This is a genomic window from Rahnella ecdela, from assembly GCF_019049625.1.
Taxonomy (GTDB): domain Bacteria; phylum Pseudomonadota; class Gammaproteobacteria; order Enterobacterales; family Enterobacteriaceae; genus Rahnella; species Rahnella ecdela.
On the sequence record NZ_JAFMOY010000133.1, the window covers coordinates 311543 to 333981 of the forward strand.

The window sequence follows — 22439 nt, forward strand, 5'->3', positions numbered from 1 at the left end:
CCTCCCGTTCGTTTTAAATAAAACGTAAAATCAGGGGAGCCAACTTTTATCGCCCGAAAGGATATTCTACAACGTGTGGAAATATAATGCTGCGCTAACGGGCACCATTAATTAATGAATTCCACCGATACGGCTCAAACGAACACCGGTAGGCCATTCACCTTCCTGTTTTTTAAAGCTCATCCAAATTGCAGAAGCTTTACCCACTAAATTCTTTTCAGGTACGAAGCCCCAATAACGGCTGTCAGCGCTGTTATCACGGTTATCGCCCATCATGAAATAATGGCCAGCAGGAACCACCCATGTCCCCAGCGGCTGACCTGGTTGCTGATAGTAAGCACCCAGCTGGTCACGCGCACCCGGGACGGTCAGAATATGATGCGTTACGTTGCCCAGCGTTTCGTTGCGCTGAACCAGACGGACGCCGTCCTGCGGAACGTTAGCGGTCGGTGGCGTTTCAAAGAAACCACTGCTGGCTTCGCCACCAGAAGACTGACCGAAAGTCTGTACGAAATCGCTGGCAACGCCGGTATCATAGGTCACCGCCAGAGCCGTGTTGCAATTTTTACCGCTTTCGCATGCTGGCTGAATTGTCACCTGCTTACTGAACGGATCGTACGTCACACGGTCGCCCGGCAAACCGACCAGACGTTTAATATAGTCCACACTTGGATTGAGCGGATATTTAAAGACCACTACATCGCCACGTTTGGGTTCACCGGTCGGGATAAGCTTGGTCTGGGTAATAGGATCCTTCAGACCATAGGCATATTTCTCAACCACGATGAAATCGCCAATAAGCAGCGTTGGCATCATGGAACCGGACGGGATCTGGAACGGCTCATAAATAAATGAACGCACCACAAACACAACTAACAATACCGGGAAAACCGAAGCACAGGTTTCCACCCAGCCTGGCTGCTTCGCGACTTTACTCAGCGTTGTATCGTCAATCGCCCCGCCCGTTTCCGCCTTAATTTTTGCAACTTTAGCCCGGCGTGCAGGTGCCAGCTTGAAACGATCAAGGCACCAGATAATCCCTGAAACCAGCGTTGCAACCGCCAGGATCAGGGCAAACATGTTAGCCATGCATACTCCCTACAACATCAATGAGGTTTTATTTGCTGTCTTTGCCCACGTGAAGAATGGCCAGGAACGCTTCCTGTGGTAACTCTACGTTACCCACTTGCTTCATGCGTTTCTTACCGTCCTTCTGCTTCTGCAGAAGTTTCTTCTTACGGCTGACGTCACCGCCATAACATTTGGCGATAACGTTTTTACGTAATTGCTTCACGGTGGAACGGGCAATGATGTGAGCACCAATTGCCGCCTGAATAGCAATGTCGAACTGCTGACGCGGGATCAGTTCCTGCATCTTCTCAACCAGCTGGCGTCCACGGAACTGTGAATTACCACGGTGAGTAATCAGTGCCAGTGCATCCACACGGTCGCCGTTGATTAGAACATCAACACGTACCATGTCAGAAGCCTGAAAACGTTTGAAATTGTAATCGAGGGACGCGTAGCCACGAGACGTTGACTTCAGACGGTCGAAGAAATCGAGTACCACTTCAGCCATTGGGATTTCATACGTCAGCGCAACCTGGTTACCGTGATAAACCATGTTGGTCTGCACGCCACGTTTCTCAATACACAAGGTGATCACGCTGCCCAGATATTCCTGTGGCATCAGCATGTGGCACTCAGCGATTGGCTCGCGTAATTCCTGAATGTTATTCAGCGCCGGAAGTTTAGACGGGCTGTCGACATAAACGGTTTCATTGCCGGTGGTCAGAACTTCATACACTACGGTCGGTGCCGTGGTGATCAGATCCAGATCGTATTCACGTTCCAGACGTTCCTGAATAATTTCCATGTGCAGCAGGCCGAGGAAGCCACAACGGAAACCAAAGCCCAGCGCGGTTGAGCTTTCCGGTTCATAGAACAGGGAAGCATCGTTGAGGCTGAGTTTGCCTAACGCATCGCGGAAGTTTTCATAATCATCGGAACTGACCGGGAACAGACCGGCATAAACCTGAGGTTTCACTTTTTTGAAACCTGGCAGCGCTTTGTCAGCAGGCTGACGCGCCAGCGTCAGGGTATCGCCCACTGGTGCGCCAAGGATGTCTTTGATTGCACAAACCAGCCAACCTACTTCGCCGCAGTTCAGAATATCTTTATCAACGCGTTTAGGCGTGAAGATACCCAGACGATCGGCGTTATATACCTGACCGGTACTCATGACTTTAATTTTGTCACCCTTTCTCATGGTGCCGTTTTTGATACGGACCAGAGAAACTACGCCAAGATAGTTATCGAACCAGGAATCGATGATTAAGGCCTGTAATGGCGCTTCAGGATCACCTTCCGGTGGCGGAACATCACGCACCAGACGTTCCAGAACTTCAGGAACACCCACGCCGGTTTTTGCTGAACAACGGACAGCATCCGTTGCATCAATACCCACGATGTCTTCAATTTCTTGTGCTGCGCGGTCGGGATCTGCAGCAGGCAAATCGATTTTGTTCAGAACCGGAACCACTTCCAGATCCATTTCCATCGCGGTGTAACAGTTCGCCAGCGTCTGTGCTTCTACGCCCTGACCCGCGTCCACAACCAGCAATGCGCCTTCACAGGCTGCCAGTGAACGGGAAACTTCGTAGGAGAAGTCGACATGTCCGGGGGTATCGATAAAGTTCAGGTGGTAAACCTGCCCATCTTTTGCTTTGTAATCGAGCGTTACGCTCTGCGCTTTGATGGTGATACCGCGCTCACGTTCAAGATCCATAGAATCGAGAACCTGCGCTTCCATTTCACGATCGGACAAGCCGCCGCAAATTTGAATAATACGGTCTGACAGCGTCGACTTACCGTGGTCAATGTGGGCAATAATGGAGAAATTTCGTATATGCTTCATTATAAAAGTTTTTCTACCTTGGTATTTCTGAATCATTCGCCATGAACATACAGCGACGGTTTGTAGGTTGGCTGTCTTTCGCCTAAGTCGCAGCATTCTACATGCCAGCACCGTGAAAACCTAGTCTCGGTACATCCTAACTCCAGATTATGCGTGCTTTTTCTGAGGTAAATCCCCACATTTTCATTTGTTTTCATTCCTGGGCTGATTTTACCTCCATCACCGTCGACCGCTTCCTGGCATTTTCTTTTTGTTATCCTGGCTGTACAGGTTTTAGGAAAATGCCCATATACAAAAATGAACCCTCACGCCTAATATATTGTTATAAAAGAAATTACATTATTTCATTCCATAAAGTATTAATTCTAATTCTTCCTTATTCTTTTTTATTTTAATTCAATCCGGTCACAAGGTTATCAATATGATCAATGAAGGGCGGCTGCTAAGTCAGCATGGCTTTGCCAAAGCCAACTCTTGGATCACTCTGGTCCTGTCAGTGCTTTTGCTGGTGGGCGGTGCCGTACAAATCGCTTTCTTCCTCGCTTTCGGCCATACGGCAGACGGGCTGCACAGTGTTGCTGTCTCTGCCCTGCTGAGTATTGCGCTCGGACTGGTACTTATTTTATTGAGGCGTTTCATTCGACCAAACCAGGTCTATCAACTTCATGAAAACGGTATTTTAGTTATAAGCCAACTCGATAAAAAGAACCGGTTTATTCCATTTGACAGAATCACAGATATATACCGTTTCAGAACGGGTAAATATACCCGTCGTATTTTAAATACCATGATGTTCAGAGAAGAAAATAGCAAAATATGGCACCGGATCACGCCAAACATTGCTCATTCAGAACGTCTGATTGATGTTATTAAGAATGAGCAGTTGATGTTCCGTGGCCCACGGGCATTAAAGACGCTGGCGCAAGGTGGAGACATTCTTTTTACCTGCATGGTAAATTCACATTGCGGACTTAAAAGATTTATAGGCTCTAACCTTTTGACAACGAACGAAAAAAGGATCCGATTGAGTGCATTAATGCTGACCACAGAAGAAGGGAAGACAATACCTGTAGAGGACATTCAGTTTATCAGTGGCGGAAGCAACAGCCCGTTAATCAGATTGCTCGATAAACACGGTCGGATTTTGTTCTCTGTCGCTTATATTTCACTCTCCAGTGCCGATCTTTTCATCGCACTGATTGAGCATATGATTCAAAACCGGATCCCGGTCAGAAATTAAAAATGCCACTGACCCCGCGGACTCAGTGGCATTCAATTCGTTTTTACTAATTCAGATATTACGAAGGAAACTTATTATCTTCGGAATAACGAAATGCATTGGGAGGCAATCCAACCTGCAACACGACCGGCTGATAACCGGATTTCCCGTCGACTTTTGCCGCGAGCGCTTTGGCGATGATAAAGCCCAGCCCGCCGCCCAGCACCGCACCGATGACAGCATATATATCTGCTTTGAACAGAGCTTGAAGTACACCGCCTCCGGCAATCACTCCAAATAGTGGCGTCATATACACCAGAAATGCCGAACGCAGCAAACTGCCTTCTGGTATTCCAAGCTCAACTTTTTGACCCGGCTCGAGAGGCTCAGAAAAACTGACCTGAAGATTGTGGCCAGTTTGTGGCCCCAGCTCATTCAGCACACGGGCACCACAACCTGAACGCGAATGGCAGCTACTGCAACCCGACTGCGTTTCACAACGCAATGATGCAACACCGTTTTGCCACGACACCACAGTGGCCCATTCTTTCATCATACGATCACCCAGATTTTTTTAGCCAAAAGTCATTTTGCAGAGAAGACAATACTGTCAGTAATACGTTTTGCCGTGGAAGGTGGCAGCTCGCCGACGACAGTAATCTCATTACCGTTACGCACTTCCGTTTGTACGGTTCTGCGCCCTTGCCTGATCAATTGCTCAGAAGGGCCATTCGTTGTTGCACTGATATTGACAGAGAAACTGAACAATCCGTCACTGTACAACCGGGATTCTATCGTGACCGGCATATTTGGCAAGCTTCTGCGGCTGCTCGCCACTTCAGTAACACCCGCCGGAAGCCATTTTACCTGCCAGCCAAACTTCACCTGATCCGAGGCTGGTAATGAAAGCACCGGTGGCAGATTGGCTTTTGCGAGATCAGCAAGAGCCCCGATAACTTGCTTACCATCATCAAAACTAATGACCCGGAATTGTTCCAGCGTTTCACCGTCGCGGTCTAATAAGTCGACACGCATCGGCAATTTCGTCTGCTCATCCACCCAGATAACATAACTAAATCTTGTACCGTCACGCGACACCACGCGGATCACCTGACTCAGGCGATCTGCGGCACGCGCACGACCTACAGCGATGAAATCATAGTATTTTGACAGCAAGGAGAAATCGCTGAATACAATGGAAGGCAGGGAATCAACGATATGATCGCCATCCAGCGTAAAAGGCTGAAGCCCGGTCTCAAAGTAGCTAATGTCTTTTCCGCGCTGGACAATTTCACGGCGGGGACCATCCATCAGAACCAGTTGAGCGAGCGAGGATTGATTAGAGACAGCATGACGATAGCGAAAGGAATCAATCCCTTGCTTCGTGATGTTGATAAAACCCATTTCATAATTCAGCGACTGACTGGCTTTGCCCATCCCTTGTAATAACGCCTCGGAAGTGGGATCTGCCGAGGCGATACTTGGAGTAAGCAGGCTGCCCGTCACTAAACAAGCGGCAAACCAAAATTGCTTCATTACTGCGTTTGCGTTCCTAATGACTGAGTTCCTGGGACCTGAACAGCAGCTTGCTGTGGAGTGACAGGTTCGAGCTGGAGCTGCTCAGAATGCAAGCGACGCTGCAGTTCGTAATCCTGCAACATAGCATTGATACGCTTACGTTGCTCCTGCACATTTTGTTGCCCGCTGGTGGTATTACCCTCATTTGGCACGCCGAAGCTGACCGGAGAGGCTTTCCCCATCATTGGCAAGGTATTAAATGCTGGCGTTTCCGGAGAGGCGCCCGATGCGTCAGGTTGGTTGTAATGTTGCACACCCACAATCACAGCCAGCGATACGCAGGCAGCCACGCCAACCTGGGTCAGCTGGCTCGCCCAAGGGCGTACCTTCTGCCAGAAAGGCATTTTTTGCCAGGTATGAGGCTGAGGCTGCGATTCTGTTGCGGAACCCGGCACCAGTTTAACCGGCTCGTTTGCCAGCGCTGCGGCCACACGGTCTGCGATATCCAGATGCACCACATTCCCAATATCACCACGTAAGGTATCGCGGATCAAATGATAACTCTGCCAGTCTTGTTGAAGCTTGGGATCAGTTGATAAAGAACTTAACAGTTCAGAATCAATGGCTTCACCATCCATCAGAGCGGAAAGCTTTTCTTTCTGCATGCCTAAGTACCCTTCCTGTGTCCGTCATCTCTAACGCTGGATGAGCGGTTGAACCTTGTTATCAATTGCTTCCCGGGCACGGAATATACGGGATCTTACCGTACCCACCGGACAATCCATGATGGCGGCTATTTCTTCGTAGCTCAATCCATCCAACTCCCTTAGGGTGATCGCCATGCGAAGATCTTCAGGAAGCGCTTCAATAGTACGGAAAACTATCTGCCGTAACTCTTCAGACAACATCAAGTTCTCAGGGTTCGAAATTTCTTTCAGGGCACCGCCACTTTCGAAATTCTCGGCTTCGTTCGCATCGACATCACTGGATGGCGGACGACGCCCCTGAGCAACCAGATAATTTTTCGCTGTGTTGACTGCAATACGATACAGCCAGGTATAAAAAGCACTGTCGCCGCGGAAAGATTCCAGCGCGCGATACGCTTTAATAAAAGATTCCTGAACCACATCAGGCACATCGCCTTGTGGCACGTAGCGGGATACAAGGCTCGCTACCTTATGCTGGTAACGAATAACCAGTAAATTGAACGATTTTTGATCACCCTTCTGGACCCGCTCAACCAGAACTTGATCGGCTAACTGCTCGCTCATCCGAGGTAAAATCTCCCCAAAACTATCTCCGCGCTTAGAATCGTACTGCCAGCTTTCATCATTATATTCCTGAGCAAGTACTGCTTGGAGTTCACGTGAAACAATAAGTTCCACATCGCCATTGTTTTTTCTATTGAAGTCTTAAGCCCGTGGCTTTTGCACGGAGGTTTAGGCTAACATGAATTTCCCTCTTCTTCTGCAAACATCATACGTTATGCAACCTTCATCTGAATTTGTTAGCGATGTATTGATAATCGGAAGTGGCGCTGCGGGCCTTTCTCTGGCTTTGCGACTTGCAGACCACTGTCACGTCACTGTTCTCAGTAAAGGCCCCCTCAACGAAGGCTCTACGTTCTATGCACAAGGCGGAATTGCCGCCGTTTTCGACGAAGCAGACAGCATTGCCTCACATGTAGATGACACATTAATTGCTGGCGCAGGCTTATGTGATAAAGAAGCTGTTGAATTTATTGCCAGCAACGCACGTCATTGTGTGCAGTGGTTGATCGACCAGGGCGTCCTGTTTGATACCGAAACCAACGCGAGCTCAGAAGAGCGTTATCATCTGACGCGCGAAGGCGGTCACAGCCACCGTAGGATCCTGCATGCTGCTGATGCTACAGGTAAAGAAGTAGAGACTACGCTGGTTGGGAAAGCAAGGGCACACGCCAATATTTGCGTGAAAGAACGCTATAATGCCGTTGATTTAATTACCTCAAGCAAGCTTGGATTGCCTGGCACCCAGCGCGTTGTCGGCGCATATGTCTGGAACCGCGATAAAGAGCATGTGGAAACGCTGCGGGCCAAAGCCGTGGTACTGGCAACAGGCGGTGCCGCCAAGGTGTATCAGTACACCACCAACCCGGATATCTCTTCCGGCGATGGTGTCGCGATGGCGTGGCGTGCAGGCTGTCGTGTAGCCAATCTGGAATTCAATCAGTTTCATCCGACCTGCCTTTATCATCCTCAGGCGCGTAACTTCCTGCTGACCGAAGCCCTGCGCGGCGAAGGTGCCCTGCTCAAACGCCCGGACGGCACACGTTTTATGCCAGATTTTGATGAGCGTGGCGAACTGGCGCCGCGTGATGTGGTAGCGCGGGCCATTGACCATGAAATGAAGCGTCTCGGCGCAGACTGCATGTATCTCGATATCAGCCATCGTCCGCCGCAATTCATTAAACATCATTTCCCGATGATTGATGAAAAACTGCAATCACTGGGTATTGACCTGACTAAACAGCCTATCCCGATTGTGCCAGCAGCACATTACACCTGTGGCGGAGTGATGGTTGATCAGCACGGGCGTACCGATCTCGACGGGCTGTATGCGATTGGCGAAGTCAGTTATACCGGTCTGCATGGTGCTAACCGTCTGGCGTCTAACTCACTGCTGGAGTGCGTGGTATATGGCTGGTCGGCGGCGGAAGATATCATTAAGCGTCTGCCTCACGCCAAACTGGCGAAAAACATTCCGCAGTGGGATGAAAGCCGGGTGGACAATTCCGACGAGCAGGTTGTCATCCAGCATAACTGGCATGAACTGCGCCTGTTTATGTGGGACTACGTGGGAATTGTGCGCACAACTAAACGACTGGAGCGCGCCCTGCGCCGCATCATGACGCTGCAACAGGAAATTGACGAGTATTACGCCAACTTCCGTATTTCCAATAATCTGCTGGAATTGAGAAATCTGGTGCTGGTGGCTGAACTCATTGTCCGTAGTGCGCTGGAGCGCAAAGAAAGTCGCGGCCTGCATTACACGCTCGATTTTCCTGATTTACAGAAAAACCCGCAGCCCACTATTTTGCAGCCGTAGTTTTCGCAATTTTAGTGTCGAAAGAGTGCGAAGGAACGCACTTTTCGGCCCCTCACCCTTTGACCCTTTAGTAATTCAGATAGAAATCGGTGATCAGCGCGCAGAACTCTTCGCTGTAAACGCCTTCCGATTTTCTCAAAGCCAGTTCCTCATTCATCCGTTCAACAGATTGCCTTGATAATGTCAGCAGTAAACGATTGAGCGGTTTTCCTGGCCGATCACGTACTGACATCCGCCATGAACTGAACCAGCCCTTCTGGTGAGCAAGCGTTTCAAACGCCAGACCGATGTCATACGGCAAAACAACGCTGAACAACCCTTGCGGCGTAATCAGCTTCTGCGCGCATTCCAGCAACGCCTCATGCGTCAGGGTTTCTGTGTAACGGGCGGCATTGCGGGCTTCATCACGACAGGCAACGGCCGACTCAAAATAAGGCGGATTGCTGACAATCAGATCATACTGAGCAGAGTGTTTTTGCGCGAACTCATTAATATCCTGCGCGTGGACAGACAATCTCTGCGCCCAGACTGATTCACTGAAGTTTTCAGCAGCCTGTCCGGCGGCGGCAGATTCCAGTTCCACGGCATCGATAAAAGTATGAGATTCGCTGCGCTGTGCCAGCATCATGGCAATCAGACCGCTGCCACAGCCGATATCGAGAACACGTCGTGCCTGACTGACCGGCGCGGTAGCACCGAGCAGTACACCGTCAGTGCCGACTTTCATCGCGCAACGGTCGTGTGCGACGAAGAACTGTTTAAAAGTAAAACCATTGCGCCGTAAAGGCTGTGCGGAACTGACTTCTTTTGTCACTCATATCACCGTAATAACGCCAGCCAGCAGGGCCGGGAACGAAAACTGTCGTAGCATAGGGCAAATAGAAGCAGAGTAAAAGCCACGCAAACCGCTTAAATAGGTGAAGATCGCGTCTAACACGTCTATAATCGGCGCCCCAAGTAGAGGTAGACCATGACTGTAACCACTTTTTCCGAACTCGAACTCGATGAACGCCTGATTGAAGCCCTTGGCGACAAAGGCTATAGCCGTCCTACTGTCATTCAGGCAGAGGCCATTCCGCCAGCAATGGACGGACGCGATGTGTTGGGTTCGGCTCCTACCGGCACCGGCAAAACAGCGGCATTCCTGCTGCCTGCATTGCAGCATTTGCTGGATTTCCCGCGTAAGAAATCTGGTCCGCCACGTATTCTGATCCTCACGCCAACCCGTGAACTTGCCATGCAGGTTGCTGAACAGGCGCGTGAGTTAGCCAAACATACCGAACTGGATATCGCGACCATCACTGGTGGCGTGGCTTATATGAACCACGCCGAAGTGTTCAGCGAAAACCAGGATATCGTTGTCGCAACGACCGGTCGTTTGCTGCAATACATTAAAGAAGAAAACTTCGACTGCCGCGCTATCGAAACACTGATCCTCGACGAAGCCGACCGCATGCTGGACATGGGTTTTGCTCAGGACATCGAAACGATTTCTGCTGAAGCACGCTGGCGCAAACAGACGTTGCTGTTCTCCGCAACGCTGGAAGGGGAAGCCATTCGTGAATTCGCAGAACGCATTCTGACTGAGCCGGTAGAAATCGAAGCCGACCCGTCACGTCGCGAACGCAAAAAAATCCTGCAATGGTATTACCGAGCCGACGATTTGGCGCACAAAACCCAGATGCTGATCCACTTGCTGAAACAGGAAGACGTTACTAAATCGGTGATCTTCGTGCGTAAGCGCGAGCGTGTGCATGAGCTGGTTGCCTGGCTACGCGAGGCAGGGATCAACTCCTGCTATCTCGAAGGCGAAATGGTACAGGTGAAACGTACCGAAGCCGTCAAACGTATGGTCGAAGACCGCGTTAACGTGCTGGTGGCTACCGACATCGCCGCGCGCGGTCTGGACATCAACGATATCAGCCACGTCTTTAACTTTGACCTGCCGCTGACCGCTGATATCTATCTGCATCGTATTGGCCGTACTGGTCGTGCTGGCCGCAAAGGCACTGCGATTTCCTTCGTGGAAGCGCATGACCATCTGCTGCTCGGTAAAATCGGTCGTTATCTTAACGAACCACTGAAAGCGCGCGTGCTGGAAGGCTTCCGTCCTAAGACCAAAGCACCTAGCGAAAAAGTGACCGGTAAGCCATCGAAGAAAGTGCTGGCAAAACGTAAAGAGAAGCAGAAAGCAACGCAGGAAAAATCGAAGGTGAAAGTGAAAGTTCGCCATCGTGACAGCAAAAACGTCGGCAAGCGCCGCGTTAAGCCTGATGCGGCAAAAGACGCCTCTTAATCTGGCCTGATTTGATGCAAAGAAAAACCGCCCCGAAAGGCGGTTTTTTTATTCCTGCTACTATCTGAAAACTCAAAGGCTCAGAAGAGATTACAGGCTTTCAGTGAAAGTACGGGTAATCACATCACGCTGCTGTTCAGCAGTCAGTGAGTTAAAACGTACCGCATAGCCAGACACACGAATGGTCAGCTGTGGGTATTTTTCAGGATGCTTAACCGCATCTTCCAGAGTTTCACGACGCAGCACGTTAACATTCAGGTGCTGACCACCTTCCACGCGCACCGTCGGCTGAACTTCCATCGGCACTTCACGGTATTCAAACTTGCCAAGATCGCTGACAGCCACAATCTGATCTTCCGCAAAACCCGCTTTTGCACACACACAGCGAGCTTCTGCTTTTTCATCATCGAGCAGCCAGAAAGAGTTTTTCAGCGCTTCGTTGTCGGTTTTAGTAATTTGGATCCCGGTGATCATATGTTGCCTCCAAGTTGGCTACGATACTGTCAATTGATTGATGTCAGGCCAGACCACAACCTGTTTTCCTGATGTCAGATATAACAGCAGAGCACCCTGCATTCTTTGATAAATATCAATCTTTGGAGTGTGGGTATTTCTTCGTCACAGCATATTTATGTTTTATATCAATTTTTCCAAGACTCCTGGTTAAATTTTTTTTGTAAATTATCAACAAATTTTGCATAGAACGTTAAGTTGCAGATAAACATCAGCAAAAGCTCAGACGGGTTTCACTCAACAGGATGAGCAGGTAAGCTACAGCCAGCTAAAATTACCTTCAAAAGGAGAGCGTCAATGTCCACTACTCTCACCTGGCATGACGTGATTGGTCAGGAAAAAGAAAAACCGTATTTCGTGGATACATTGAAGTTTGTTGCGGCAGAACGCGCGGCAGGCAAAACAATCTATCCCCCGCAGCACGACGTTTTTAACGCCTTCCGCTCAACGGAACTGGCTGACGTCAAAGTAGTGATACTGGGTCAGGATCCTTATCACGGCCCCAATCAGGCTCATGGATTATCGTTTTCCGTGCGGCCCGGCATTCCCGCACCGCCTTCTTTAGTGAACATGTATAAAGAACTGGTCACTGATATTCCCGGTTTCGAACGCCCTGCTCATGGCTATCTGCAAAGCTGGGCCGAGCAGGGCGTACTGCTGCTAAATACGGTCTTAACCGTTGAAGGCGGCCAGGCACATTCACATGCGAAACTCGGTTGGGAAACCTTTACCGACAAAGTGATAGCCGCGCTGAACGAAAATCGTGAAGGGATTGTCTTTTTGCTCTGGGGCTCTCACGCGCAGAAGAAAGGCAATATTATCGATCGCAACCGACACCATGTTTTGAAAGCACCGCACCCTTCACCGCTTTCTGCACATCGGGGTTTTCTGGGCTGCAAGCATTTTTCGCAGGCGAATGCCTTACTGGAACAACAGGGTCTGGCACCAATTGACTGGGTGCCTGTACTCCCCGAACAGGCATAAAAAAGAGGCACCTGCTAAGGTGCCTCTTTCGTTATATCAGTCTGCTAAAAACAGAATCAGGCTTTGGCTTTGGAAACCGCTACCATTGCCGGGCGTAACAGACGGCCGTTCAGCGTGTAGCCCTTCTGCATCACCATCAGTACGTGATTAGGTTCCAGCTCTTCGGATTCCATCATCGTCATCGCCTGGTGCAGTTCAGGATTGAAAGGCACGTGGATATCGCCAACCACTTCCATACCGAACTTGCGCACAGCATCCAGCAGAGATTTCAGGGTCAGCTCGACGCCTTCAATCAAACCTGCCAGTTCTGAATTGGATTTATCAGCCAGATCCAGAGCACGTTCCAGATTATCGATAACAGGCAGCAACTCGCCGGAGAATTTCTCCAGAGCGAATTTATGCGCTTTCTCGATATCCAGTTCGGTGCGGCGGCGGATGTTTTCCACTTCCGCTTTCGCACGCAGCAGGCTGTCACGCTCACGCTGCTGGAGTTCTTTCAGCTGTGCTTCCAATTCAGCAATACGTTCATCGCGCGGGTCAACGACATCTGCCGCCTGAGTTTCCGCTTGCGCATGCAGCTCTTGTTCCTGATTCAGTTCTTCAGAGACTTGCTCGTCAGGTGTCTTATGTTCTTTACTACTCATGAATCTCTCCGCGTTTTAGCATTAATCTTGCTAGTTGGCTTATTATGGGGATCAAAACCGGGGTTTCAAGGTTTGGTTTTTAATGAAACCGGTCATAATGCAGGAGTCATCACAACCTGCTGAGGATAACCACAGCGATGAATAAAAAATTTGAGTGCATTGGGATTGTCGGACATCCTCGCCATCCTTCGGCACTTGCCACCCATGAAATGCTTTACCACTGGTTAATCTCAAAAGGTTATCAGGTCATTGTTGAGCGACAGGTGGCGCAGGATTTAGCTCTGGAAGGCGCCACCACGGGCAGTCTGGCGGAAATCGGCAAACTGGCTGATTTGGCCGTTGTTGTCGGCGGTGACGGTAATATGCTGGGCGCCGCACGCGTTCTGGCGCGCTATGACATCAAAGTCATCGGCATCAACCGTGGCAATCTCGGTTTTCTGACCGATCTGGATCCGGACAACGCTTTACAGCAACTCGATGACGTTCTGCAGGGCGAATACATCAGCGAACAACGTTTCCTGCTGGAGGCGATGGTACGCTGCAAAGACCAGCAATGCCGCGTGAGCACCGCCATTAATGAAGTTGTCCTTCACCCGGGAAAAGTAGCGCATATGATTGAATTTGAAGTCTATATTGACGACAAATTTGCCTTTTCCCAGCGGTCAGATGGTCTGATTATTTCGACACCGACCGGCTCTACCGCGTATTCGCTTTCAGGTGGCGGCCCGATCCTGACACCAACCCTGGAAGCTATCGCGCTGGTGCCGATGTTCCCGCACACACTTTCTGCGCGCCCGCTGGTCATCAACAGCAGCAGTACGATTTGTCTGCGCTTCTCACATATGAGCAATGATCTGGAAATCAGCTGTGACAGCCAGATTGCCCTGCCTATTCAGCCGGGTGAAGAAGTGGTAATCCGCCGCAGTGAGTTCCATCTGAATCTGATCCACCCGAAAGACTACAGCTATTTCAATACATTAAGCACGAAACTTGGATGGTCAAAAAAACTCTTCTGATCAGATAAAAATAATTCGCCAGCCCCTTTACTGTATATAAAACCAGTTTATACTGTATGTAATTACAGGTCTGTTGTTATGTACAGGAAGGTGATCATGCTGGCGCAATTAACTATCAGTAACTTTGCCATTGTCCGCGAATTAGAAATCGATTTTCATGCCGGTATGACGGCAATCACCGGCGAAACCGGTGCCGGCAAGTCCATCGCTATTGATGCGCTCGGACTTTGTCTCGGCAGTCGGGCAGACGGCAGCATGGTGCGTCTGGGGGCCAGTCGTGCCGATATCTGCGCACGCTTCACTCTGGCTGATACGCCTTCCGCAAAACACTGGCTGTCAGAAAACCAGCTCGACGAAGGACAGGATTGCCTGCTGCGTCGTACCATCAGCAGCGACGGTCGTTCCCGTGGTTTTATTAACGGCACACCCGTTCCCCTGTCACAGCTTCGTGAACTCGGCCAGCATCTGATCCAAATTCACGGACAACACGCCCATCAGCTTCTGCTTAAACCTGAGCATCAGAAAGATTTGCTCGATGCTTATGCCGACCAACCTGTGCTGCTGGCAGAAATGCGCAAAGCTTACCAAAACTGGCATCACAGCTGCCGTCAGCTGGCGCAATATCAGCAACAAGTCAGCGAGCGTGAGTCGCGCCGTCAGCTATTGCAGTATCAGCTGAAAGAGCTAAACGAATTCGCTCCTCAGGCCGGTGAGTACGAACAAATCGATGAAGAATACAAACGTCTGGCAAACAGCGGGCAACTGCTTTCACTGAGCCAGAGCGCCCTGTACCTTCTGGCAGATGGTGAGGAGCAAAACATCGTGCGCTTGCTTTACACCGCCCGTAATCAGCTGACCGAACTGGCTGAACTCGACAGCAAAATGAACGATCTGATTATAATGCTGGATGACGCGTCCATTCAGGTCAGCGAAGCCAGCGATGAACTGCGCCATTACAGCGAACGCCTGGATATGGATCCAAACCGTTTATATGAGCTGGAGCAGCGCTTGTCCCGCCAGATGAATCTGGCGCGTAAACATCATGTCAGCGCAGAAGAACTGCCTGAATTGCACCGTCAGTTACTCGAAGAACAACAGGCACTGGATGATCAGGAAACTAACCAGGCAGAGCTGAGCGAAGCGGTACAGCGTCATTATCAGCAGGCTGTAGCAATTGCCGAACAGCTGCACGAGAAACGCCAGTATTTCGCCGATGAGCTAACGCATCTGATCACCCAAAGCATGCAGGCACTTTCCATGCCGCACGGTAAATTCAAAATTCAGGTCCAGTTCGAACCGGAACACCTGAATATGGAAGGCGCTGACCGTCTTGAATTCCAGGTCACCACCAACCCGGGACAACCTCTCCAGGCGCTGGCTAAAGTGGCCTCAGGCGGTGAACTTTCCCGTATCGCGCTGGCAATCCAGGTGATTACGGCACAAAAAATGGAAACACCTGCGCTTATCTTTGATGAAGTGGACGTCGGTATCAGCGGACCAACGGCAGCCATTGTCGGCCGTCTGCTGCGCCAGTTAGGTGAATCAACACAAGTTATGTGCGTAACTCACCTGCCGCAGGTTGCAGGTTGCGGACATCAGCATTATTTTGTCAGCAAAGAAACCGACGGCGAAGTGACAGAAACGCAAATGAACCGGCTTGATAAAAAGGCGCGTTTGCAGGAACTGGCGCGTCTGCTGGGCGGAAGTGAAGTCACCCGAAACACGCTGGCCAATGCAAAAGAGCTGCTCGCTGCGTAAAAAGCTCAACTTTTTTACATTTAAGCGGTCATACAGGTGCCCCGCAAAGGTTTCAAACTGATGAAAGGTCTATTATCATCGGCATCTTATGCCCTAAAGGAATGTAATGACTATGCGCTGTAAAACGCTAACTGCCGCCGCTGTAGCTCTTGTAATGCTTACTGCGGGCTGTTCCACTCTGGAAAAGGTGGTTTATCGGCCTGATATCAACCAGGGGAATTACTTATCTCCTGCTGACGTTCAAAAAATTCATACCGGTATGACTAAACAACAAGTTGCTTATGTTCTTGGCACGCCGATGCTGCATGACCCGTTTGGCAATGATGTTTGGTATTACGTGTTCCGTCAGGAGCCAGGCCACGAAGGTATAACACAGCAAACGTTAACGCTGACCTTCAACCAGGCGGGTGAGCTGACTAATATCGACAACAAACCGAAGCTGAGCGATCAAAAATAAATCGCCCCGGTGTGATGGTCTCTGGTGACTGCCAAAAATCATCTTTCAGGGTAAAAAAATAAGGCGCCTGAGGCGCCTTATTTTTTAGAACGTTCGGCGCGTATCCGCCGCAGCTCTTTCGGGTCAGCAATTAATGGCCGGTAAATCTCAATACGATCTCCGTCATTCACTGTATCAGCAAGCTTTACCGGACGACTGTAGATACCCAGTTTGTTCTGTTTTAAATCGATATCACTACGTAAATCAAGCAACCCGGAAGCCTTAACGGCCTGCTCCACGCTGCTTCCTTCTTCCAGTTTTACCGTGCGCAGATACTGACGTTCTGGCAGCGCGTATACCACTTCAACGCGGATCTCAGACACTGTAAACCTCTTTTGCGCGCAGCGTGAACGCCTGAACCATGCTGCCTGCAAGTTCTTTAAAGATTTTCCCGAATGCTAACTCAATCAATTTATTGGTAAATTCGAAATCAAGGCTAAGCTGAACTTTACAGGCATCGGGGCTAAGCTCGATGAAATCCCATCCTCCCGTCAGTTTGCGGAAAGGACCATCGACCAGTTGCATATCAATGCGCTTATTGCTGATTAACGTATTTTTGGTCGTAAAAGTCTTACTGATGCCCGCTTTCGAAACATCAACGGCGGCGGTCATGGACGTATCGCTGTTTTCTAAAATGCGGCTGCCGGTACAACCGGGCAGAAACTGCGGATAGGCATCGACATCATTAACCAGGGTGTACATCTGTTCCACGCTGAACGGTACAAGCGCAGAACGACTTATCTGTGGCATATCATTTTCCAGGTGTCATAAAACGTACAGATAATACCATTTATCCGCGCGGTAATAAAAACTACGAAGCACAGGTCGCCACAAACAGGAAAAACACCCCACTCTGACAGCGTGGGGATTTCAATCGGCATCGCTTACAGTATAATAAGTATCACTATGACAAAGAAAAAAGCACATAAACCCGGTTCCGCGACTATCGCGATGAACAAACGCGCTCGCCATGAATATTTCATTGAAGATGAAATCGAGGCGGGGCTTGCTTTGCAGGGATGGGAAGTCAAATCGATGCGTGCTGGTAAAGCAAACATCTCTGACAGCTATGTCACATTCCGCGACGGTGAAGCCTATTTATTCGGCGCAACCATTCAACCTCTTAACGTGGCGTCGAGTCATATCGTCTGCGACCCAACCCGTACAAGAAAATTACTGCTGAAAAAGCGTGAATTAGAAACGCTGTTCGGAAAAGTCAGTCGTGATGGTTACACTGTCGTTGCACTCTCTTTGTACTGGAAAAACGCCTGGTCAAAAGTGAAAATCGGCCTGGCTAAAGGTAAGAAAGAGCACGATAAGCGCGATGACATTAAAGATCGTGAATGGAAAGTAGACAAAGCACGTATCATGAAGAACTCAAACCGCTAAGTCTCTGGCTTAGCATGTTCTTTTTCTGGTATACTGCGTAATAGTACTTGGGGCTGATTCTGGATTCGACGGGATTTGCGAAGCCCAAGGAGCATGCCGAGGGGCGGTTTGCCTCGTAAAAAGCCGCAAAAAAATAGTCGCAAACGACGAAAACTACGCCCTAGCAGCTTAATAACCTGCTAAGAGCCCTCTCTCCCTAGCCTCCGCTCTTAGGACGGGGATCAAGAGAGGTCAAACCCAAAAGAGATCGCGTGGACACCTTGCCTGGGGTGAAAGCGTTAAACCCAATCAGGATAGTTTGTTAGTGGCGTGTCCATCCGCAGCTAACCGGCGAATGTAAAGATTGGACTAAGCATGTAGTGCCGACGGTGTAGTAATTTCGGACGGGGGTTCAAATCCCCCCAGCTCCACCAAACAAGGTTTCGGTTATTACCAGATAAGACCGTTACCGCAAAGAAAGCCGCAGCCCGCAAGGGTTTGCGGCTTTTTTATTGCCTGTTATCTGCTCCCATATCTTTCTATCCTGTTGTTTTTAAAATGCATAGCAGAACTTACCCTGCTATAACCGTTTTTATCCCCTGACTTGTTCTGCCCAAAAACCAATCATCCCTATCTCACACTGCTGCCCGTTTTGAACACAAGTTTGTCGCTTGACCATAATGAGCCTAGTCGTCATATTCAAAACAGACATAACTCTTTTACCCTCGCCGCAACCGGACGGGGGGTTGTTTTTATTGGGTACCACCGGAGAACACTTGTGAAAAAAAGCACCTTGCTGGCCATCGCAGCATTATGCACCACCAGCGGCATGGCACACGCAGAAACCACGCTGCGCTTTGGTGTCGATCCTTCTTTCCCACCTTTTGAATCTAAAGCGCCCAACGGCCAGCTGGTCGGTTTTGATATCGACTTAGGCAACGCGATTTGCGCGCAGGCAAAAGTGAAATGTGAATGGGTTGAAACCGCCTATGACGGCATCATCCCGGCGCTGAATGCCAAAAAATTTGATGCGGTACTTTCGGCAATGTCGATGACGCCAAAACGTAAAACGCAGGTCAATTTTTCCGACATGCTTTATCACGTGCCGAGTATTTTGATTGCAAAGAAAGGCAGTGACCTACAACCCACGGCAGATTCGCTGAAAGGTAAAACTGTCGGTGTGGCTCAGGGCACCACTCAGGAAGCTTACGCGCAAGGTGAATGGCAGAAGAAAGGTGTGAGTGTAGTTTCCTATCAGAATCAGGATTTTGTGAATCAGGATCTGGCATCTGGACGTATCGATGTCACGTTGACTAACGCTGCCGCGGCTGAGACTGGCTTTCTAAAAACCAGGGAAGGCATTGATTATGCGTTCGCTGGTGAGCCTTTAACTGATACCCGCTATTTAGGGGAAGGAACTGCAATTGGTTTGCGTAAAGATGACCAGACGCATCTCTCATTAATTAATAATGCGCTCGCTGAAATCCACAAAAACGGCACCTTCGAAAAGCTGGAAAAGAAATATTTCACCTTTGAGGTGTACAACAAAAAGTCCTGACATCACCTTTGCCTGTCGTATGACCCGCGCTCTGCAACAGGCATTTCCCGCGAGCAATCTTCCACTACCAGATCCCCGTTACTGTAAAGCATCACATTATCTGCGTGATACTACGCAACCATCGAAACACCCCATATCCTCTCTTTCAAAGCAAGTTTATAGTCAGCGCCATCTTATGCCAACGCTTAAAAGGCTATACAAGAATGAGTTTAGTTGACGTCCGTTTCAAAGCTGTACAAGCATCTTCCGTTATTTCGCTGTCTGTGATGATGGTGTCGATTTTTTCCATCGGCAGAACAAGGTTGTAACCGCGGCGCCCAAATTTAGTGGAATCCGTCACAACGACAACGTGCTGTGCTGCATCGGCCATGATTCCGCTGATGCTGTAGCCTTCGTTAAAAGTAGTGATCCCAGTGGCCGCATCCAGACCATCAGCCCCCACAAACATCAGGTTGGCCACAATGCCCTGCAACGCATATTCAGTGATATTGCCATGTAATGATCGGGTTTTATGCCGCAGCGTTCCACCACAAACCACCAGTGTGATGTCTGGATTTTCAGACAAAACAAAAGCCGCGGGGAGATTATTAGTGATAACCGTTATATCGCCTGATTTTACAAGCTCTTCGGCCAGAAGCATCGTTGTGCTTCCGCTGTCGAGGATCACCGTATCTCCGGGCTTAACCATGGCAGCCGCGGCCTGTGCGATACGTTTTTTGGGGTCGCTGGCCTGAAGATAGCGCTCTTCTAAAACCAATTCTCCCGGCTGTTTTTCGTGACCGGAAGCTTCCTTCGCAGTCCATTTTGCCGCACCACCATGAAAGCGGCTCAATGCTCCTTTTTGTTCCAGCAAACTTAGATCCGAACGAATGGTTACTTCCGAAACTTCGAAAGCACTCGAAAGTTCCGTCACAAGAACACTGCCATTCTCATTCACTAAATCAATGATTTTATTACGACGTTCATATGTATTCATTATGAGTAATCCGAAAGGTCATCTTCCTCACAGTGTAAACAAAAGGCACCTTAATGAGGAGTAAAAATTCCCTGCGATGTGAATCATAGCAACTCCCGACGTCCCTGCACTGCTGAACCCTATTGTATCTTTTCATTTTCCGACAAGCCACCTCAAACGAAAGCAAACGAATGCAATAGACTTACGAAACATTTCGATCACCATCACATAATGCAGAAAACGCTATTGTTTGCCTTTCGTAAAGGTACGATCCTCATCGAAAATAAACGGAGGCATAAAATGAAAGACATTATTGCTAAACACAAGACAAGTGAAAGGGCTGGCATCTGTTCAGTGTGCTCTGCACACCCGCTGGTGATTGAAGCGGCATTACGTGAAGATTTGCATACGGATCGCAAAGTGCTGATCGAAGCCACTTCTAATCAGGTCAATCAGTTTGGCGGTTATACCGGCATGCTGCCGATGGATTTTCGCGATTTCGTTCTCACGATAGCCGAGAAAATGGGATTCCCGGTACATCGTCTGATTTTAGGCGGGGATCATCTGGGGCCTAACTGCTGGCAGAACGAAAGCGCCGAAAGTGCGATGGCAAAAGCCGAGGTGCTGATTGCCCGCTATGTCGAAGCCGGGTTCAGCAAAATTCATCTGGATGCGTCTATGTCCTGCGCGGACGATCCTGTCCCTCTGGATCCCTTCATGGTGGCTCAGCGCGCAGCGCGTTTATGCCAGGTTGCAGAAAGGGTAGCAACGCCACAACAGAAGAAGCTGCTGACCTATGTCATTGGTACAGAGGTTCCGGTGCCCGGCGGTGAGTCTTCCGCCATTGAGCATGTTCATATCACTAAAGCCGCAGACGCCAAAGCAACTCTCGATATGCACCATCAGGCATTTTGTGAGCTCGGACTGGATGATGCAATTGGCAGGATCATCGCGGTCGTCGTTCAGCCAGGTGTTGAGTTCGATCATAGCCGTGTTATCCACTACCAGCCCGAACTCGCCCGGGATCTGTCCGCTTATATTGAGACTACCACGCTAATTTACGAGGCACATTCCACCGATTACCAGACCCGCGATTCCTACCGAAGTCTGGTCAATGATCACTTCGCCATCTTGAAAGTCGGTCCCGCGTTGACGTTTGCACTGCGGGAAGCCGTTTTTGCACTGGCAAACATTGAACAGGTACTGATTGCGCCTGAGTCGCGCAGCCAAATCCTGACGGTTATCGACAGCGTCATGCTGGATGAACCTGGTTACTGGAAAAAATATTACCACCCGACATTCAGCCTCTCGATCATCGACCTGCATTTCAGCCTGTCCGACCGTATTCGCTACTACTGGCCTCATGCGCGCATTAACAGGGCGATGGAGGTGTTAATCGCCAACCTGCAATCAGTGACAATCCCTCTGGGCTTACTGAGCCAGTACCTTCCTGCTCAGTTTGAACGGGTGATGAGCGGCGAACTCGTCAGCTGCCCGCACGAACTTATCATCGATAAAATTCAGGATGTTTTACGTGCCTATCACTTTGGCTGCACGCCTCAGCAAACCGTTCAGGAAGGTTCCTGCCATGCATAACTGCGAGATTTTCGTCAAAACAGGCATCAGTTTTGCGGATCATCACGAGGCGCTGACGCATATCGGTGAACGAATGGTTCTCGAAGGCATAGTGGAAACATCGTATCCGCAAGCGCTGCTCAATCGCGAAGCGGAATTTCCAACGGGGATCCAACTGGAACATCACGCGGTCGCCATTCCACATTGCGAAGCGACACATGCCCGCAGCCCTGCCATTTATCTGATCCGGCCTGATACCGCGGTGGAATTTTTTCAGGCCGATGACGACGGAACCATCCCGGCATCACTGATCATTGCTCTGATAGTCACGCATCCGTCCGAACAGCTGAAGTTATTACGCCAGTTATTCGGCCAGCTACAGGATCCCGTTTTTTGTGAAAGCTTACTGACCGTACCCGAAGCGCAGCTTTCTGAACTGTTTCAACAACACATCTTTATCTCACCACCGGAGAAGCGATCCGCAGTTTGCACCTGAACGTATTCTCAGCATTGAATCTGACGTCTTATCTAAAAA

The 22439-nt window shown here is 49.6% G+C and carries 23 protein-coding genes and 1 other RNA gene; 12 read left to right on the forward strand and 12 right to left on the reverse strand.

Features of this window, described 5'->3' with window-relative positions:
• Positions 1-111: 111 nt before the first annotated feature.
• Complete coding sequence (gene lepB / locus J1784_RS24770; RefSeq protein ID WP_217151380.1) at positions 112-1089, reverse strand: signal peptidase I; 978 nt, start codon at positions 1087-1089, stop codon at positions 112-114.
• Between the two features lie 28 nt (positions 1090-1117).
• Positions 1118-2917 (reverse strand): translation elongation factor 4, encoded by a 1800-nt coding sequence (lepA, locus tag J1784_RS24775; RefSeq protein ID WP_217151381.1) that lies wholly within the window; start codon positions 2915-2917, stop codon positions 1118-1120.
• Between the two features lie 421 nt (positions 2918-3338).
• Between lepA and J1784_RS24780 the strand changes: the two genes are divergently transcribed.
• Positions 3339-4157 carry a DUF6585 family protein gene (locus tag J1784_RS24780; protein WP_217151382.1) on the forward strand — a complete coding sequence of 273 codons (819 nt, stop codon included), beginning with the start codon at positions 3339-3341 and terminating at the stop codon, positions 4155-4157.
• A 58-nt stretch (positions 4158-4215) separates the two neighbouring features.
• Here the strand turns inward: J1784_RS24780 and rseC are convergent, their stop codons facing one another.
• From rseC to rpoE, 4 genes are read right to left on the reverse strand one after another with little or no spacing between them, the layout of a single operon-like run.
• Positions 4216-4692 (reverse strand): SoxR-reducing system protein RseC, encoded by a 477-nt coding sequence (gene rseC / locus J1784_RS24785; RefSeq protein WP_217151383.1) that lies wholly within the window; start codon positions 4690-4692, stop codon positions 4216-4218.
• A gap of 29 nt (positions 4693-4721) precedes the next feature.
• Positions 4722-5672: a sigma-E factor regulatory protein RseB gene (gene rseB, locus J1784_RS24790; protein WP_217151384.1), complete on the reverse strand. Its 951-nt coding sequence runs from the start codon at positions 5670-5672 to the stop codon at positions 4722-4724.
• Positions 5672-6319 (reverse strand): anti-sigma-E factor RseA, encoded by a 648-nt coding sequence (gene rseA / locus J1784_RS24795; protein ID WP_217151385.1) that lies wholly within the window; start codon positions 6317-6319, stop codon positions 5672-5674. The genes rseB and rseA overlap by 1 nt, the downstream gene beginning before the upstream one ends.
• Before the next feature lie 30 nt (positions 6320-6349).
• On the reverse strand, positions 6350-6925 hold the full coding sequence (gene rpoE / locus J1784_RS24800) for an RNA polymerase sigma factor RpoE (protein WP_037040184.1): 576 nt from the start codon (positions 6923-6925) through the stop codon (positions 6350-6352).
• A 214-nt stretch (positions 6926-7139) separates the two neighbouring features.
• Here rpoE and nadB point away from each other — a divergent pair, with 214 nt between their 5' ends.
• Positions 7140-8741 (forward strand): L-aspartate oxidase, encoded by a 1602-nt coding sequence (gene nadB / locus J1784_RS24805; protein ID WP_217151386.1) that lies wholly within the window; start codon positions 7140-7142, stop codon positions 8739-8741.
• Positions 8742-8808: 67 nt separating this feature from the next.
• On the opposite strand, the gene trmN is transcribed toward nadB, so the two are convergent.
• Entirely contained in the window at positions 8809-9555 is a 747-nt protein-coding gene (gene trmN, locus J1784_RS24810; protein WP_420803997.1) for a tRNA(1)(Val) (adenine(37)-N(6))-methyltransferase TrmN, read from the reverse strand.
• A gap of 156 nt (positions 9556-9711) precedes the next feature.
• Here trmN and srmB point away from each other — a divergent pair, with 156 nt between their 5' ends.
• A complete protein-coding gene (gene srmB, locus J1784_RS24815; RefSeq protein WP_120133607.1) occupies positions 9712-11037 on the forward strand; it encodes an ATP-dependent RNA helicase SrmB in 1326 nt (441 codons plus the stop codon).
• 90 nt (positions 11038-11127) lie between these two features.
• Here srmB and grcA read toward each other — a convergent pair whose 3' ends face one another.
• A complete protein-coding gene (grcA, locus tag J1784_RS24820) occupies positions 11128-11511 on the reverse strand; it encodes an autonomous glycyl radical cofactor GrcA (RefSeq protein ID WP_112288177.1) in 384 nt (127 codons plus the stop codon).
• Between the two features lie 336 nt (positions 11512-11847).
• Between grcA and ung the strand changes: the two genes are divergently transcribed.
• A complete protein-coding gene (ung, locus tag J1784_RS24825) occupies positions 11848-12534 on the forward strand; it encodes a uracil-DNA glycosylase (protein WP_217151387.1) in 687 nt (228 codons plus the stop codon).
• 56 nt (positions 12535-12590) lie between these two features.
• On the opposite strand, the gene grpE is transcribed toward ung, so the two are convergent.
• Positions 12591-13178, reverse strand: coding sequence for a nucleotide exchange factor GrpE (grpE, locus tag J1784_RS24830; protein ID WP_217151388.1), 588 nt, complete (start codon positions 13176-13178; stop codon positions 12591-12593).
• 137 nt (positions 13179-13315) lie between these two features.
• Between grpE and nadK the strand changes: the two genes are divergently transcribed.
• The 3 genes from nadK to bamE all read left to right on the forward strand — a co-directional run bounded on the left by nadK (position 13316) and on the right by bamE (position 16409).
• A complete protein-coding gene (nadK, locus tag J1784_RS24835) occupies positions 13316-14194 on the forward strand; it encodes an NAD(+) kinase (RefSeq protein ID WP_217151389.1) in 879 nt (292 codons plus the stop codon).
• Between the two features lie 96 nt (positions 14195-14290).
• Complete coding sequence (gene recN, locus J1784_RS24840; protein ID WP_217151390.1) at positions 14291-15952, forward strand: DNA repair protein RecN; 1662 nt, start codon at positions 14291-14293, stop codon at positions 15950-15952.
• 112 nt (positions 15953-16064) lie between these two features.
• Positions 16065-16409, forward strand: a complete 345-nt coding sequence (gene bamE, locus J1784_RS24845; RefSeq protein ID WP_217151391.1) for an outer membrane protein assembly factor BamE — start codon at positions 16065-16067, stop codon at positions 16407-16409.
• Positions 16410-16486: 77 nt separating this feature from the next.
• Here the strand turns inward: bamE and J1784_RS24850 are convergent, their stop codons facing one another.
• Both J1784_RS24850 and J1784_RS24855 read right to left on the reverse strand, forming a co-directional pair.
• Positions 16487-16771, reverse strand: a complete 285-nt coding sequence (locus J1784_RS24850) for an RnfH family protein (RefSeq protein WP_217151392.1) — start codon at positions 16769-16771, stop codon at positions 16487-16489.
• A complete protein-coding gene (locus J1784_RS24855) occupies positions 16764-17198 on the reverse strand; it encodes a type II toxin-antitoxin system RatA family toxin (RefSeq protein WP_013576738.1) in 435 nt (144 codons plus the stop codon). The genes J1784_RS24850 and J1784_RS24855 overlap by 8 nt, the downstream gene beginning before the upstream one ends.
• A 156-nt stretch (positions 17199-17354) precedes the next feature.
• On the opposite strand from J1784_RS24855, the gene smpB reads away from it, so the two are divergent.
• The 3 genes from smpB (at position 17355) to J1784_RS24870 (ending at position 19374) form a co-directional block, all read left to right on the forward strand.
• Positions 17355-17837: an SsrA-binding protein SmpB gene (gene smpB, locus J1784_RS24860; protein WP_112288217.1), complete on the forward strand. Its 483-nt coding sequence runs from the start codon at positions 17355-17357 to the stop codon at positions 17835-17837.
• A gap of 49 nt (positions 17838-17886) precedes the next feature.
• Positions 17887-18250: a transfer-messenger RNA gene (gene ssrA / locus J1784_RS24865) on the forward strand.
• 344 nt (positions 18251-18594) lie between these two features.
• On the forward strand, positions 18595-19374 hold the full coding sequence (locus tag J1784_RS24870; RefSeq protein WP_217151393.1) for an ABC transporter substrate-binding protein: 780 nt from the start codon (positions 18595-18597) through the stop codon (positions 19372-19374).
• A gap of 193 nt (positions 19375-19567) precedes the next feature.
• Here J1784_RS24870 and J1784_RS24875 read toward each other — a convergent pair whose 3' ends face one another.
• Positions 19568-20350 (reverse strand): DeoR/GlpR family DNA-binding transcription regulator, encoded by a 783-nt coding sequence (locus J1784_RS24875; RefSeq protein WP_217151394.1) that lies wholly within the window; start codon positions 20348-20350, stop codon positions 19568-19570.
• Between the two features lie 279 nt (positions 20351-20629).
• Between J1784_RS24875 and gatZ the strand changes: the two genes are divergently transcribed.
• Positions 20630-21925: a tagatose-bisphosphate aldolase subunit GatZ gene (gene gatZ, locus J1784_RS24880; protein ID WP_217151395.1), complete on the forward strand. Its 1296-nt coding sequence runs from the start codon at positions 20630-20632 to the stop codon at positions 21923-21925.
• Positions 21918-22400, forward strand: a complete 483-nt coding sequence (gatA, locus tag J1784_RS24885; protein ID WP_217151396.1) for a PTS galactitol transporter subunit IIA — start codon at positions 21918-21920, stop codon at positions 22398-22400. The genes gatZ and gatA overlap by 8 nt, the downstream gene beginning before the upstream one ends.
• Positions 22401-22439: the final 39 nt, after the last annotated feature.

What these genes read in the sequence shown, in the direction of transcription:
- gatZ (WP_217151395.1), top strand. Translation starts at nt 20,630, where the DNA reads ATGAAAGACATTATTGCTAAACACAAGACAAGTGAAAGGGCTGGCATC.
- rpoE (WP_037040184.1), bottom strand. Translation starts at nt 6,925, where the DNA reads ATGAGCGAGCAGTTAGCCGATCAAGTTCTGGTTGAGCGGGTCCAGAAG.
- rseC (WP_217151383.1), bottom strand. Translation starts at nt 4,692, where the DNA reads ATGATGAAAGAATGGGCCACTGTGGTGTCGTGGCAAAACGGTGTTGCA.
- ung (WP_217151387.1), top strand. Translation starts at nt 11,848, where the DNA reads ATGTCCACTACTCTCACCTGGCATGACGTGATTGGTCAGGAAAAAGAA.
- lepA (WP_217151381.1), bottom strand. Translation starts at nt 2,917, where the DNA reads ATGAAGCATATACGAAATTTCTCCATTATTGCCCACATTGACCACGGT.
- rseB (WP_217151384.1), bottom strand. Translation starts at nt 5,672, where the DNA reads ATGAAGCAATTTTGGTTTGCCGCTTGTTTAGTGACGGGCAGCCTGCTT.
- nadB (WP_217151386.1), top strand. Translation starts at nt 7,140, where the DNA reads ATGCAACCTTCATCTGAATTTGTTAGCGATGTATTGATAATCGGAAGT.
- smpB (WP_112288217.1), top strand. Translation starts at nt 17,355, where the DNA reads ATGACAAAGAAAAAAGCACATAAACCCGGTTCCGCGACTATCGCGATG.
- J1784_RS24875 (WP_217151394.1), bottom strand. Translation starts at nt 20,350, where the DNA reads ATGAATACATATGAACGTCGTAATAAAATCATTGATTTAGTGAATGAG.
- rseA (WP_217151385.1), bottom strand. Translation starts at nt 6,319, where the DNA reads ATGCAGAAAGAAAAGCTTTCCGCTCTGATGGATGGTGAAGCCATTGAT.
- bamE (WP_217151391.1), top strand. Translation starts at nt 16,065, where the DNA reads ATGCGCTGTAAAACGCTAACTGCCGCCGCTGTAGCTCTTGTAATGCTT.
- srmB (WP_120133607.1), top strand. Translation starts at nt 9,712, where the DNA reads ATGACTGTAACCACTTTTTCCGAACTCGAACTCGATGAACGCCTGATT.
- grcA (WP_112288177.1), bottom strand. Translation starts at nt 11,511, where the DNA reads ATGATCACCGGGATCCAAATTACTAAAACCGACAACGAAGCGCTGAAA.
- J1784_RS24780 (WP_217151382.1), top strand. Translation starts at nt 3,339, where the DNA reads ATGATCAATGAAGGGCGGCTGCTAAGTCAGCATGGCTTTGCCAAAGCC.
- gatA (WP_217151396.1), top strand. Translation starts at nt 21,918, where the DNA reads ATGCATAACTGCGAGATTTTCGTCAAAACAGGCATCAGTTTTGCGGAT.
- J1784_RS24855 (WP_013576738.1), bottom strand. Translation starts at nt 17,198, where the DNA reads ATGCCACAGATAAGTCGTTCTGCGCTTGTACCGTTCAGCGTGGAACAG.
- recN (WP_217151390.1), top strand. Translation starts at nt 14,291, where the DNA reads ATGCTGGCGCAATTAACTATCAGTAACTTTGCCATTGTCCGCGAATTA.
- grpE (WP_217151388.1), bottom strand. Translation starts at nt 13,178, where the DNA reads ATGAGTAGTAAAGAACATAAGACACCTGACGAGCAAGTCTCTGAAGAA.
- lepB (WP_217151380.1), bottom strand. Translation starts at nt 1,089, where the DNA reads ATGGCTAACATGTTTGCCCTGATCCTGGCGGTTGCAACGCTGGTTTCA.
- nadK (WP_217151389.1), top strand. Translation starts at nt 13,316, where the DNA reads ATGAATAAAAAATTTGAGTGCATTGGGATTGTCGGACATCCTCGCCAT.